Raw genomic sequence first — 14,600 nt, 5'->3', positions numbered from 1 at the left:
TTAGGCTCCATACTGTTTTATTAGTGAACGAATGTAGTCTTTTACTAATTGCTCACAATGTTCAAATTGATCTTGGTCTGACTTACTTAATACGGCTCTTAACCATAAACCATCGATCATGGCTGCACTTAACTCAGCAGCTAAATTAGCATCGCTATCGCTCATTAACTGTTTGAATGAGCTCAATAAATTACTAAACAAACGTTTACTATTAACGTTTTGTAAGCGATGCAATTGAGCATCGTGCATTGAATGCGCCCAAAAGCTCAACCAGGTTTTGGTGTTATTGCTTTGCTGCTGAGTACGCGAAAAGTTTGCTTCAACGATAAACATCAGTCGTTGCTCAGGGCTGGTTTGTTGCGTTACTCGATTCAATAAAGCACTCTTTAAGCTCGACAATAAATAACGCACAGTGGCTTCAATCAAGCCCTGCTTACCACCAAAATAATGACTGATAATGCCCGACGATAAGCCGGCCTTTTTACTAATGCTATTTATGGTGGTGCCTTGCAAACCAAGCTCTGCAACCGACTCAATTGTGGCGTCAATTAACTGCTGACGGCGAACAGGTTCCATTCCAACTTTCGGCATAATTTTTTATTGATTGAACGTTCAATTAAAATAAATGGTAAGGTAATCAATTTGCCAATTCAAGGTTGACAAATTGTAAACACCCGAAAACCGACCCACTAAAGTTTAGCTAAGCCTCTGTTATTCAGTTTATTATTCGAGATATAAAAAAGTTTTAAATTTATGCAAAATAAAGTCTAAAAAGTATGAATTTAGGCAAATAAGTAGGAAACGGAGGTTATTTTTTGCGGGTTGTTTTTATTAAAAAAGCGCTTATTCAAGCGCTCACGATACGTTAAAAGTACAGCTAAGATCATTCATGGTATTTTCGAATAACGGCTACCTTGCCATTTTCTATTTCGAGTACATCCATGATGGTTTGCGTGTACTCAATGGCTTGCTGATTTTGCGGGTGGATACCTTTTGCGTGATGGGTGTAACGCAACGCAATGGCTGAGTCATTAAAAATGAAGGTGTCTAGTAAGTTGGCTTGATATTCAGTGTGTGCACCAAGGTAAAAAGTCATCCCTTTGCGCATCATCGCTTTACCATCTGGCTCTCTTGAATCATCAGTTTGATAAGGTAAATGTTGGTTTGCTACATCGTCTGTTAATAAAGCTAAAAAGGCCTCTAATTCTTTTTTAGTGGCGTTAGGCGCTTGCGTTGCGACCATGGTATTAAAGTATTGCTGCGCCAGCGCTGCGAGCTCCGGGTTAGCTTGCTTTGCTTGGCTGCTAAATGCGCTAAGCAGGCAAATAGCTAAAAAATAAAGATGCTTCACTGTTATTCCTTGTTCGTTATTCTATTAATCTTAAACCTAAAATAACGACAAAGACTGTAACTAGCAATTACTTAGTAAAGACACTGCGGCTGAGTATTAAAATAACCACATTATATTTAAAGCATTTAAAACAGTAAGCTCGTCAACCAATAGCTCAGCACCACAAAACTGATGTTGGCGAGCGCCCTTACCCACCAGGGGGCAAAGCTAAACTGTAATTGACTAAATTGAGTAATAAGCACCACCACAGCCATGACACTAAACCAGGGAGTAAAAAAGAACACCGGTTTTAACTTCACTATACTCACCGCTAAATCATGTAAAGCGCCGCTAACAGCAAAGGTTACCAGTACAGCACACCAAACTGGCAACACCTCATTACTGGGTTTCATCACGTAGCGCGATAAGTAGTAGCTCCAAATGGGATTCCAATAACGCCAAAATAAATAAAACGAACTTGCACCTAACGAACGACTCAGCATATTACGCATCGAGTCTTTATGCCCCAGCGGCACACCGGTGCGTTTTTTAACGTATTGAGCAAGGGTTATAGGCGTAGACACTGGCATTCTCTTTTGCTATTGACCTTATCAGACTACTAAAGAGACTGTAAAAACGAAACCTATACAATGCAGGAAATTGTAACGGGTTATGACCATGGCAAACTTAATTAGATGGGTCACTATAAAGCCCCGCTACTCGCTTGGTTTGCTATTTACTTCACATTTTACTTTTTACTTTATTTGTTGCTTGGCTCGTAGCTGGGTTGTCTGGCCAAAAGTGTTTTGGGTAACGCCCTTTCATCTCTTTTTGTACGTCGCGGTAACTGGTTTGCCAAAAATTCGCTAAATCTTGAGTAAGCTGCAGAGGCCGTTTTGCAGGTGATAAAAGCTCCATTAATAACGGTAACTTACCTTGTGCAAGCAAAGGTGTGCTGGTCATGCCATACACTTCTTGCATACGCACACTCAGCTTTGCAGGGCCATCGAGCTGGTAGGTAATTCTTACATTAGAGCCACTTGGCACAGTTAAACGCAATGGCAGTAACTCATTTAATGCATTTTGTTGCTGCCAATCAAAACAATTTTTTAGTGCTTCGCCGTAATTAAACTTTTTTAACTGCTCAAGATTTTTAATATCACTCAGGTAAGGCGCTAGCCATTGGCTATGTGCACGTAGTTCATCTCGATTAATGGTCGGGAATGACTCTGGCAACAGCGTGCTTGCCAAACTCATACGAGTGAGTAACTGTTCACTGTCAGTTTGCTCATTAAATAACTGAAAACCATGCTTGCTAAATAAGTTTAACCACGCTTGAGTGCGCTGAGCTTTATCAAGCGGCTGTTTACTTGGCTGACTTGATACTGTGATAGCCCCTAGTTTTACTTCATCTTGATGGATGAAACGTCCTGTTTTTTCGTCGTATTCACATCGCGTCTGCGATGTAAATAAATGGCCGAGTTCATCTTCAAGTTCACTGGGCACAAACGCCACGCCAGCAAATACGCGGCTTCCTTTATGGCCGCCCATGCTGGCAATGGCAATGTAGTCATCGTTATGCCAAAACTCTTCACTTAAATCAGCACCTGCGCCATTAGCAAGTAAGTAACCATTACCGCGTTTTTTCGCCAATCGGTCAGGAAATGCAAACGCCACCAGCAAGGCAAGGTATTGCGTTTTAAGCTCAAAAGCTGCTTTTAATTGCAAACGTGATAACCAATAGTTTAATTGCTGTTTAAACACGGGATGCGGCTTTGTATGCTGGCTATGCAACGCCAAATTAAGATCGGCAGGCATCGTTATACGGCTTTCAAGTAAGGCGATTAAATACGCCGCTAGCTCATATATGCCTGGCATCGTTACTTGTAATTTTTGTGCTTTAATCAGCATATGTGACAACCGAATATCGGCACCAAAGCTGAGCATTTGACTGCCAAGCGGTGTCAGCTTGTCATTTTCATCTATGGCTTCCAGCATTTTCAACAGCGCTGTTGCTTGCTTAATTTGTTGCTTGCTTGGTACATCAAGCAGGCTTAGCTCTTCAAGTGAAGCGCCCCATTGCTTTGCCTCAAGTAATAACTGGCTAATATCACTGGTGAGAATTTCAGGTGCGTCGTGATTATTGCGACGCTCAAAGGTTTGCTTACTCCCTAAGCGATACACCACACCCGGTTCAATACGCCCTGCGCGACCGGCACGCTGCACCGCCGATGAGCGCGAAATATTTTGCGTTATAAGCTCTGTAACACCGGTTTTTAAATTAAAGCTGGCTGCACGGCGCTTACCACTGTCAATTACAATACGTATACCTTCGATGGTTAAACTGGTTTCAGCTACATTGGTGGTCAACACAACTTTACGCTTCCCTTTCGTTGCAGGGGCGATTGCAGCTTGTTGTTCTGCTTTGTTTTGTTCACCGAATAAAGTAAACACCTCGCACTGATCTGCAAGGTCGCTTAGTGCTTGCTGCACCCGTAATATTTCGCGCTGTCCGGGTAAAAAAACTAATGCGCTGCCAGCTTGCTCATTGAGCGCTTGTTTAATAATTGCGGGTATATCATCGAGCCATCGGCTTTCGTCTTTGAGTGGAATATACACTTCATCAATCGGGTAACTTCGCCCTTCAGAGGATATTATTGGGCAGTCAAAAAACTCACTGTACCGCTCACCGTCTAAGGTGGCCGACATCAGTAATATTGTTAAGTCGTCTCTCAATGCCGCTTGCGTTTCAAGGGCAAAGGCAAGCGCGGTATCTGCAGCAATTGAACGCTCATGAAACTCATCAAAAATAAGTAAATCAACGCCACTTAGCTCAGGATCGTTTTGCAGCATACGGGTCAGCATACCTTCGGTGACAATCTCAAGCCGAGTGGCGGGGCTCACTTTTGACTCCCCTCGAATACGCAAACCGACACTTTCAGCGACTTTTTCGTTTTGTTGGCTCGCCAAATACTGGGCAATATTACGTGCAGCCAGTCGTCTTGGCTCTAACATGACGATGTGTTTAAAGTGCCCTTCACGCATTAATGTGAGTGGCAGCCATGTTGATTTACCTGCGCCCGGTGGTGCTTGTAATAAGGCCATAGGGTTATTTTTTATTGTTGTTAGCAGGGATTGATAAATATCTTCAACTGGCAGCACGTCTGGCATCTCTTACTTTCTTTTTGCCCATTGTATCAAAAAACGATGAACAGCCTCTCATTGAATGAAAGAATTACAAGGTTTTCCTTAAAACCCAGTACAAATTGCAGGCATGTAACACTCTATGTCTAATCATAATAATAAAAACGATGTAATTCAGTTGGTTATATATAAACCATGAATGGCATAACGATTGCTTTTATTAAAGTGAATGTTTAACAAAGTAAGGAGATTATGATGAACAGCGATCGTTTAGAAGGCAATTGGAAAGAGTTGAAAGGTAAAGCACAACGTAAATGGGGTGAACTTACCGATGGCGATTTAGATAAAATTGAAGGTAGCCGTAAAGAGCTTGTTGGTAAAATCCAACAAAAATACGGCAAATCGAAAGAAGAAGCTGAGAGCGAAGTTAGTGACTTTGAAAATAGTCACTAATTTTGCACATAAAAAGACCCCCAGTAATTGGAATGTCCAACTATTGGGGGTCACTTCATTTTGGCGGTTTTTTATTACCTAAGCAGGTGAATGTGTTTCACTATCTAGCTCAGCAACGGTTTGGTTTTTACCGTGTGATTTAGCAAGGTATAAACACTTATCTGCCACACTTAAACAGTGATCAATGCTCTCGTTAGAAGCCCGCTGATGAAGCCCTATGCTCAGCGTCACTTTAAAATTATGAACCCCTTGTTGGAATGCATGTTGCGCCAATTGCTGGTGAATGTTTTCAGCTAATTGTCTTGCTCTACGCTCATGTCCTTGCGGGGTCACAATAAGGAACTCTTCTCCGCCCCAGCGAGCAACAATGTCTTCTTCGCCACTCACACTTTTGAGGATTGAAGCAATGAAAGTGAGCACATCATCACCAATTTGATGACCATAGGTGTCATTCACTTGTTTAAAGTTATCTACATCAATCAACAAAAAGACAGCCCCTTCGTTAAAACGCGCATCTTGCAAGCATTCAGTAGCGTAACGGCGATTAAACAAATCGGTCATGGCATCAATACGGGCTAATTTTTGATTTATTTTTAGTTGCTCAATAAGCTCTCGACTGTACTTATTACGGTAATACTCGTAGAAACCACCAAGAATACAAAGAATCGAAAAACACAGCATGACACGGGTCGTAAAATAATGATTCGGATAGCTGTAATACCCAAGCTTATCGGTGAAGTAAAACAGCACTGAAATCACAATAGCCAGTATGATTAAGTCAAATGCGCCGCGTTTTAAACCTCGTATAAAAAAGGTAACAGGCGATACAATAAATAACCACAAAGGCCCTGTTCCATTATTACCACCAGACACTATCAAAAAGCACATCATCGAGTACAAGGCATAAAGCATTAACACAGCAATAGCACGGTCGCGATTTTTAAGGACAAAGGGCGATACAAAAACAAAGCCGCCAATAACCAGTAAAAAACTGAGCGTTATGTAGCCATCTTGGTAGCTTGTAACCGACATTACAAAAGAAGTAATGGCACCAATAAATGCAAATACGCGTAAAAATAGCGCTTTATCTTTGTCACTTGCGCTGCTTGAATCAATCACACCTTTACCCTAATTTCCTTGCTTTACACTAATAACTTTAACACAAATATTTAAATTTGAAGGATATTGGCCTCATTTCACATGCTAAATGCTGATTAAAAGGAAGAAAGTATGATTTTAAAGCGCGTTTTAACGGAGGTAGAAATGTAATTTTCCTTAAATAAAAACAAAAAAGCACCGTAAGTTAAGTACTTACGGTGCTTTTGAATAGCACGTTATTGCTTTTTACTCTGGCTCATAACCTAAATTAGGCGATAACCAACGCTCTGCTTCTTCAAGCGTCATGTTGGTGCGCTTAGCGTAGTCTTCAACCTGATCTTTTTGAATCTGCGCCACAGCATAGTATTTAGAATCCGGGTGAGAAAAGTACCAACCAGACACCGCCGCTCCCGGCCACATTGCGTAAGAGCTCGTCAACTTCATACCTATGCGATTTTCAGTATCGAGTAGCTGCCAGATTTTCTTTTTCTCTGTGTGCTCAGGGCACGCAGGGTAACCCGGCGCAGGACGAATACCTTGGTAATTTTCGCGAATAAGCTCATCATTCGATAAGTTTTCATCGCTTGCATAGCCCCAATACTCTTTACGTACCTGCTCATGCAAATATTCCGCAAAAGCCTCTGCTAAACGGTCTGCAACAGCTTTAACCATAATTTTATTATAGTCATCTTGTTTCGCATCGAAAGCATCAGCAAGGTCGTCTTCTTCAAGCCCTCCGGTTACGGCAAAGGCACCAAAGTAGTCGGGGGTTCCTTTAGGTGCGATGTAATCCGCTAAACAATAATTCGCAAAATCGGTTTTTTCTGTTTGCTGACGCAGATGGCACGAGGTTGTTAACACGTCTGTACGCGTTTCATCGGTGTAAATTTCAATGTCATCACCCACTCGGTTTGCCGGGAATAAACCAATCACGCCCAGTGGTTGTAGCGCACCTGACTGTTCTAAATCGTCGAGCATCGCATTGGCATCAGCAAATAAGCTTTGCGCTTGCTCACCCACAATTTCATCGTTAAGAATACGCGGATACTTCCCTGCGATTGACCATGTCATGAAATACGGTGTCCAATCGATGTACTGTCTTAACGTGGCAATCGACACATTTTTAAACTCTGTCACTCCGAGCTTTTTAGGCACGGGTGGGGTGTAGTTATCCCAGTCAAGTTGTGCGGCATTATCGCGAGCACGTTGAATGGTGACAGGCTTCGAGCGTGGTTTTTTACGCGATTGCTGTTCACGTACTTTTTCGTACTCCGCTTTGGTTTTTTCTAAAAACGCAGGTTTTAACTCTTTAGACAATAGGTTAGAGACCACACCAACAGCACGACTGGCATTATTTACATACACCACACCTTTATCGTACTGTGGCTCAATTTTCACTGCGGTATGGGCTTTCGAGGTAGTTGCACCCCCTATTAATAAGGGTAAGTCGAAACCACGACGAGTCATTTCTTTAGCAACATGCACCATTTCATCTAATGAGGGCGTAATAAGGCCTGATAAACCGATAATATCGGCTTTTTCGTCAATCGCGGTTTGTAGAATTTTTTCCGCAGGCACCATCACACCTAAATCGATCACGTCGTAGTTATTACATTGCAGCACTACGCCAACAATGTTTTTACCAATATCATGTACATCCCCTTTAACGGTCGCCATAACCACTTTACCGTTCGTGGCACCTTCTTCTTTTTCTGCTTCGATAAAGGGGTCTAGGTAAGCCACTGCGCGTTTCATTACGCGCGCCGATTTAACCACCTGCGGTAAGAACATTTTACCTGCACCAAATAAATCACCCACCACATTCATGCCATCCATCAGCGGGCCTTCAATCACATGAATAGGCTTATCAGCTGCAGCTCGGCACTCTTCAGTGTCTTCGTCGATATACTCAGTAATGCCTTTTACAAGCGCATGTTCTAGGCGCTTTTCAACGGGCCATGTACGCCACTCTAAATCTTCAACTCGCTCAGCTTGCGCCATCCCTGAGTATTTTGGAGCCAGCTCTACAAGGCGCTCACCCGCACCGGGGTCGGTATTCAGTATAACGTCTTCAACGGCTTTTCTAAGCTCAGCCGGAATATCGTCATACACTGCCAACTGGCCTGCATTCACAATCCCCATATCCATGCCCGCTTTAATGGCATGGTATAAAAATACTGAGTGGATCGCTTCACGTACGGGGTTGTTACCACGGAACGAGAACGACACGTTTGACACCCCGCCCGACACTTTACAGTACGGTAGGTTTTGCTTTATTCGGCGCGTGCCTTCAATAAATTCAACAGCATAGTTGTCGTGCTCTTCAATCCCGGTTGCTACTGCAAATATATTCGGATCGAAGATAATGTCTTCTGGTGGAAAACCAATCTCGTCCACTAGAATACGGTAACTCCGCTCACAAATTTCAAATTTACGATCCGCGGTTTCTGCTTGTCCGTCGGTGTCAAACGCCATGACGACTGCGGCAGCACCAAAACGTTTAATTAACTTTGCCTGACGAATAAAGGGCTCTTCACCTTCTTTCAGTGAAATTGAGTTTACAATCGCCTTGCCTTGAATGCATTTTAAGCCGGCTTCAATGACTTCCCATTTTGATGAGTCGATCATGATCGGTACTTTAGAAATATCTGGCTCAGAGGCAATCAAGTTCAGAAACTTCACCATCGCGGCTTTTGAATCCAACATGGCTTCATCCATGTTGATATCAATGATCTGTGCACCATTTTCGACTTGTTCACGGGCAACATTAAGGGCGGTTTCGTAATCTTCTTCCATAATCAAACGCTTGAACATGGCTGAACCGGTCACATTGGTACGTTCGCCGACGTTAGTAAATACTGCTATTTGTTGTGTCATTTCGGCTACCTTAGTTTAAGTTACACGCTTCAAGGCCAGATAAGCGCATACGCACTTCAAGCTCAGGCAATGGACGAGGCTTAACTCCTGCAAGGCCTTTGGCAAAGGCTTTAATGTGTGCAGGGGTTGTACCACAGCAACCACCCACAATATTAATAAAGCCTGACTTGCCCCAATCGATTATTTCTTCTGCCATTTCAGGTGCTTCTAAATCGTACTCACCAAACTCATTGGGTAAACCTGCATTAGGGTGAACCGAGGTAAAAGTTTCACAAACGCGTGATAACTCTTCGACATATTGGCGTAATAAATCCGGACCCAGTGCGCAGTTAAGACCAATAGATAACGGCTTAATATGACGAATCGAATTATAAAAAGCTTCGGTCGTTTGCCCCGATAAAGTTCGCCCTGAGGCATCAGTAATGGTGCCTGAGATCATGACAGGCAACGTGCGCCCTGCTTGCTCAAAGGCTTCTTCTACTGCGAACGAGGCCGCTTTTGCATTTAAGGTATCGAATATGGTCTCGATTAAGATTAAATCAACTCCCCCTTCCATCAGTGCCAAGGTTGATTCAACGTATGCTGTCACTAACTTATCAAAGCTAATGTTACGATAACCGGGGTCATTGACATCAGGCGAAATAGAACAAGTTTTTGACGTTGGCCCTAATACCCCCGCCACATAACGAGGTTTACTTGGATCTTTTGCTTCAAATTCATCGCAGACACTGCGAGCAAGCTTGGCTGATTCTAGGTTGATCTCACGGCTTAAATTCGCCATGTCGTAATCTTCCATCGAAATAGTGGTGGCATTAAACGTATTGGTTTCGATAATGTCGGCACCTGCATTAAGGTATGCGCGGTGAATATCAGCAATAATCTTTGGCTGAGTAAGGCTTAATAAATCATTATTGCCTTTTATAAGGACATGCCAGTCTTTAAAACGCTCACCGCGATAGTCTTGTTCTTCTAATTTATGTTCTTGGATCATGGTGCCCATCGCGCCATCGAGGATCAAAATTCGCTGCTTGAGCGCCTCGGTTAATTGTTCGCGTTTATTCACTGCATTACTCGGCATAGTTGTTAGTCCTTACGTCTTGGCTAACTAGGTTAATATCATACGGTGTTGTTTGGTACACGTAGTAGTTTAACCAATTCGAAAACAATAAAAAGGCGTGACTTTGCCATGTTTTCGACGGTTCGTTATCTGGGTTATCGTCAGGGAAATAGTTTTCTGGTTTTGGCGCGTCGTCTGACTTTTCGCAGTCGCGTAAATATTCCCCTTTTAATGTATGCGCATCATACTCAGGATGGCCCGTTATATATACTTGGCTGCCTGATTTATTCTTAATTAAATACGCCCCAACACGCTCAGACCCTGCTAATACTACTAAATCATCACAGCTGTTAATTTTTTCAATATCAATGTGGCCATAGCGCGAGTGCGGAACTAAAAAGGTATCATCAAAACCGCGCGTTAACGCGGCATGCTCAAAATAACTTTTGTGCGTAAACACGCCACTGAGCTTATTAGGCATTAACTCTCGTTTTAAACCATAGTGATGATAAAGCCCTGCGTGAGCCGCCCAACATGAAAATAATGTTGACGTAACGTGGTGCTCAGCCCAGTCTAAAATCACTTTTAACTCATCCCAGTAAGCAACATCGTCATACTCTAAATGTGCAAGCGGCGCGCCTGTGATGATCATGGCATCATAGTTATTGTCTTTTACTTCAGAAAAGTAACGATAAAACGTATCGAGGTGTTGCTCTGAGGTACTGCTACTTCGGTGGGTGTCTAAACGCAGCAGCTCAACATTCACTTGCAACGGTGAATTAGCCAACAACCGAATAAACTGCACTTCGGTTTCCACTTTATTAGGCATTAAGTTTAAGATGGCCAAACGCATTGGACGAATTTCTTGCGTTTTCGCACGACTTTTAGGCATTACAAATACGTTCTCTTGACGTAATTTTACAATTGCGGGCAATTCATCTTTGACTGTAATGGGCATAGTGGGCTCCGAGCATACTTATTAGACTGCTAATTATGAACGGATAGTTAGAAATTTCAACCTCTAGATGTTTAGATGTCCAAATGATTTTTTTATTTGTGCTAAAGCAATCTCTTAGGAAGCCAGTTTCGTTGATGCGCAGGCCCTTAAATTGCCAAAAGCAGTGCCTCTACGAATGACGGTTGTGTTTAATCACGATAAAAGAGCAAGCACCTCAAAAAGTGGCTTGTTACTGTGTTTAAGCCAACACCGCTGTAAAAATGAGTTTTAAGCCTTTGTGCAATGCTTACAAGGCGCTTACTCTGCATTTATGCTCCTTAAATGCATGCGCTATTTTTGCAAAGCAGTACCATGATATTAAGCCCCTGATAAACGCTGAATTCTGTATTTTGAGGTGGTTTGGGTATACAATAGTGGCTGTTAATTTTTCTTATAAATTGAAGGCTCTTTTCATGGTGTTACCAGATAAGTTTATATTCTCGATGAGTCGAGTTTCTAAAGTTGTGCCGCCTAAGCGCACTATCTTAAAAGATATCTCTTTACACTTTTTCCCGGGCGCAAAAATTGGTGTGCTTGGTCTAAATGGCGCAGGTAAATCGACATTACTTCGCATTATGGCAGGTGTTGACCAAGACTTTGAAGGTGAAGCTCGTCCACAACCTGGCACAAAAATAGGTTACTTACCGCAAGAGCCTGTTTTAGACGAAAACAAAACAGTACGCGAAACCGTTGAAGAAGCCGTAAGCGAAGTAAAAAATGCGCTAAACCGTCTTGATGAAGTATACAACGAGTATGCTATGGAAGATGCTGACTTTGATGCACTTGCAAAAGAGCAAGGCGAGCTTGAAGCAATTATCCAAGCACACGACGGTCACAATATCGATAACGTATTAGAGCGCGCAGCAGATGCTCTTCGTTTACCACCGTGGGATGCTAAAATTGAACACCTTTCGGGTGGTGAGCGTCGCCGTGTTGCCATCTGTCGTTTACTGCTTGAAAAACCAGACATGCTGATTCTTGACGAACCAACCAACCACTTAGACGCAGAGTCTGTGGCATGGTTAGAGCGTTTCTTACACGACTACGAAGGTACTGTGGTCGCTGTAACCCACGACCGTTACTTCTTAGATAACGTTGCTGGGTGGATTTTAGAACTTGACCGTGGTGAAGGTATTCCGTGGGAAGGTAACTACTCATCATGGCTTGAGCAAAAAGATTTACGTTTACAACAAGAACAAAAATCTGAAAAAGCACGTCAAAAGTCAATTGCACAAGAACTTGAATGGGTTCGTTCAAATCCGAAAGGCCGTCAAGCTAAGTCTAAAGCGCGTATGGCACAGTTCTCTGAGCTACAACAGAACGATTACCAAAAACGTAACGAAACGAATGAGCTATTCATTCCACCGGGTCCACGCTTAGGCGACCAAGTTATTGAAGTAAAAGGTCTTAAGAAGAGCTTTGGCGATCGTGTTTTAATCGACGACTTAAACTTTGCGATGCCAAAAGGTGCAATCGTAGGTATTATCGGTGCCAATGGTGCAGGTAAATCAACCTTATTCAAAATGTTAAGCGGTGAAGAAAAGCCAGACAGTGGTGAAATCCTTGTGGGTGAAACTGTTGAGCTTGCTACCGTTGATCAGTTCCGTGGCGACATGGATGAAAGCAACACCGTTTTCCAAGAGATCTCTAACGGTCAAGACGTATTAAAAATTGGTAACTTTGAATTCCAAAGCCGCGCCTATGTTGGTCGCTTTAACTTCAAAGGTAACGACCAACAAAAATTCGTTAAAGACTTATCAGGCGGTGAGCGCAACCGTTTACACCTTGCAAAACTATTAAAAGCGGGTGGTAACGTATTACTACTGGATGAGCCGACTAACGATCTTGATGTTGAAACACTTCGTGCACTTGAGAACGCAATTCTAGAGTTCCCTGGCTGTGTAATGTGTATCTCGCATGACCGTTGGTTCCTTGACCGTATCGCTACGCATATTCTTGATTACCGTGACGAAGGCCAAATTAACTTCTTCGATGGTAACTACACAGAATACGAAGAGTGGTTGAAGAAAACCTTAGGCGCAGAAGCCGCACAACCTAAGCGTATTAAATATAAAAAGATTGGTTAATTTACCGTCTTATTCAAAAGCCCCTTCTTGGGGCTTTTTTGTGGCCGATAAGGTTTACCAGCAATCGTTTCACTTACACCTTGCATATTGAACTATACTGATTTTAGCGAATTAAGTTTATGAAACGACAATGACTTGGGGATCACACCATGAATGAGCGTAGACAGTTTTCTCGGGTATTATTTTCTTGCCCTGCAACGCTTTGTATTGATGAGTATAAGTATCAATGTCAACTGCTTGATTTATCCTTGCATGGTGCGCTTATAACCAAAAGCGATTCATTTTTAGTTCCTATCCACAGTAAAGCCGTTTTATCGTTTACCCTACCCGACTCAACTGTAGAGATTAAAATGCAAGTCGAGTTGTGCCATGTAGAACAGCAGCATGCTGGACTTATTTGCGAACATATTGATATCGACAGTATCAGTCATTTGAAGCGCCTGATTGAGCTGAACTTAGGCGATGAAGGCCTATTACATCGTGAGTTAGCACACTTAATTCACATGCCAGAGTAAACAACGGCGAATAAATTCGCTATGCTGTAGCAAATCCCGTTATTAAATGAGTTATGTACTTAAACCCCCACTTACCCTTGGTATATCACCCTAATTATTCCTTTAGCTTCGATCCTAACCATCGCTTTGTAATGAGTAAATTCGCTTATTTATATGACCATGTTCAAAGCCTTGGCCTGATCAGTGATAATTTAGTACAGCCGATATTAGGCAGCCCCGCACCACTGGAGCTGGTGCATTGCGATGACTACATTAATGACCTGTGGCATAACCGCTTGGATGAAAAAGCCATGCGCCGAATTGGTTTACCTTGGTCTGAACAATTGATGGCACGAACATTCACAGCCCCACTTGGCACCTTACAAACCGCTCGCCTCGCTTTAAAACATGGGCTTGCCTGCCACTTAGCTGGCGGCACTCATCATGCCCATTATGATTTTGGTTCGGGTTATTGCATGGTAAACGATTTAGCGTTCACCAGTGAAACACTGATAAAGAGCGGCGAAGTGACCAATGTGCTAATTTTTGACTTAGATGTTCACCAAGGTGATGGCACTGCAGCCATGCTCACCCATCAACCCTATGCGTATACGTGCTCGATTCATTGTGAGAAGAACTTTCCATTTCGCAAATCAGCCAGCGATCTCGATATTGGCTTAAACCCAGGTGTTAGCGATAAAGAATACGTTGGCATCGTTGATGATACGCTAAGTTACTTACTAAAAACCCTTAATCCAGATTTAGTACTTTACGATGCAGGCGTTGATGTATGGCAGCAAGATGGCCTAGGAAAATTAGATATAAGCTGGCAAGGTATTGAACAACGCGACCATTTAGTCCTTAAGCGTTGCCTAGAACATAATGTGCCTGTCGCAACGGTCATTGGTGGTGGCTATGATAAAGATCATCGCCGCTTAGCCGCTCGTCATGGCATAGTGGTAGAGCAAGCTGCACAGTTTTAGTGATACCACTTGTAGTCACACGAAAGATAGTGAGGGATTAGTTAAAAAATTGGTCTAACTCGTTTTATTAACTAACGAAA

General features: G+C 42.7%; 12 protein-coding genes. 4 read left to right on the top strand and 8 right to left on the bottom strand.

Going from position 1 to position 14,600, the window contains the following annotated elements:
• The 4 genes from betI to hrpB all read right to left on the bottom strand — a co-directional run bounded on the left by betI (nucleotide 1) and on the right by hrpB (nucleotide 4,492).
• Nucleotides 1–591, bottom strand: coding sequence for a transcriptional regulator BetI (gene betI / locus ACSSVW_RS15725; protein ID WP_036966541.1), 591 nt, complete (start codon nucleotides 589–591; stop codon nucleotides 1–3).
• A 292-nt stretch (nucleotides 592–883) separates the two neighbouring features.
• The gene (locus ACSSVW_RS15720; protein WP_075594438.1) at nucleotides 884–1,351 is read right to left on the bottom strand and encodes a nuclear transport factor 2 family protein; all 468 of its coding nucleotides are present in this window, start codon (nucleotides 1,349–1,351) and stop codon (nucleotides 884–886) included.
• A gap of 125 nt (nucleotides 1,352–1,476) precedes the next feature.
• On the bottom strand, nucleotides 1,477–1,920 hold the full coding sequence (locus ACSSVW_RS15715; protein WP_371915647.1) for an acyltransferase: 444 nt from the start codon (nucleotides 1,918–1,920) through the stop codon (nucleotides 1,477–1,479).
• Between the two features lie 151 nt (nucleotides 1,921–2,071).
• Nucleotides 2,072–4,492, bottom strand: coding sequence for an ATP-dependent helicase HrpB (hrpB, locus tag ACSSVW_RS15710; RefSeq protein WP_454179665.1), 2,421 nt, complete (start codon nucleotides 4,490–4,492; stop codon nucleotides 2,072–2,074).
• A gap of 237 nt (nucleotides 4,493–4,729) precedes the next feature.
• Here hrpB and ACSSVW_RS15705 point away from each other — a divergent pair, with 237 nt between their 5' ends.
• Nucleotides 4,730–4,927, top strand: coding sequence for a CsbD family protein (locus ACSSVW_RS15705; protein WP_036966535.1), 198 nt, complete (start codon nucleotides 4,730–4,732; stop codon nucleotides 4,925–4,927).
• A gap of 78 nt (nucleotides 4,928–5,005) precedes the next feature.
• On the opposite strand, the gene ACSSVW_RS15700 is transcribed toward ACSSVW_RS15705, so the two are convergent.
• The 4 genes from ACSSVW_RS15700 to metA all read right to left on the bottom strand — a co-directional run bounded on the left by ACSSVW_RS15700 (nucleotide 5,006) and on the right by metA (nucleotide 10,917).
• Entirely contained in the window at nucleotides 5,006–6,046 is a 1,041-nt protein-coding gene (locus tag ACSSVW_RS15700) for a GGDEF domain-containing protein (protein WP_180311039.1), read from the bottom strand.
• 225 nt (nucleotides 6,047–6,271) lie between these two features.
• On the bottom strand, nucleotides 6,272–8,902 hold the full coding sequence (gene metH / locus ACSSVW_RS15695) for a methionine synthase (RefSeq protein ID WP_036966532.1): 2,631 nt from the start codon (nucleotides 8,900–8,902) through the stop codon (nucleotides 6,272–6,274).
• Nucleotides 8,903–8,912: 10 nt separating this feature from the next.
• Nucleotides 8,913–9,980 (bottom strand): homocysteine S-methyltransferase family protein, encoded by a 1,068-nt coding sequence (locus ACSSVW_RS15690; protein ID WP_065978650.1) that lies wholly within the window; start codon nucleotides 9,978–9,980, stop codon nucleotides 8,913–8,915.
• Entirely contained in the window at nucleotides 9,970–10,917 is a 948-nt protein-coding gene (gene metA, locus ACSSVW_RS15685; RefSeq protein ID WP_036966526.1) for a homoserine O-acetyltransferase MetA, read from the bottom strand. The genes ACSSVW_RS15690 and metA overlap by 11 nt, the downstream gene beginning before the upstream one ends.
• A 452-nt stretch (nucleotides 10,918–11,369) precedes the next feature.
• Here metA and ettA point away from each other — a divergent pair, with 452 nt between their 5' ends.
• From ettA to ACSSVW_RS15670, 3 genes are all read left to right on the top strand, one after another.
• Nucleotides 11,370–13,043, top strand: a complete 1,674-nt coding sequence (ettA, locus tag ACSSVW_RS15680) for an energy-dependent translational throttle protein EttA (protein WP_036966523.1) — start codon at nucleotides 11,370–11,372, stop codon at nucleotides 13,041–13,043.
• 149 nt (nucleotides 13,044–13,192) lie between these two features.
• On the top strand, nucleotides 13,193–13,558 hold the full coding sequence (locus ACSSVW_RS15675; protein ID WP_075594436.1) for a PilZ domain-containing protein: 366 nt from the start codon (nucleotides 13,193–13,195) through the stop codon (nucleotides 13,556–13,558).
• Nucleotides 13,559–13,611: 53 nt separating this feature from the next.
• Entirely contained in the window at nucleotides 13,612–14,520 is a 909-nt protein-coding gene (locus tag ACSSVW_RS15670) for a histone deacetylase family protein (protein WP_075594435.1), read from the top strand.
• The last annotated feature ends 80 nt before the right edge of the window (nucleotides 14,521–14,600 follow it).

This window comes from Pseudoalteromonas sp. MBR-15, from assembly GCF_053628915.1.
The sequence above is the reverse complement of the archived record's forward strand: the minus strand, read 5'-3'. Positions and strand labels throughout refer to the sequence as shown.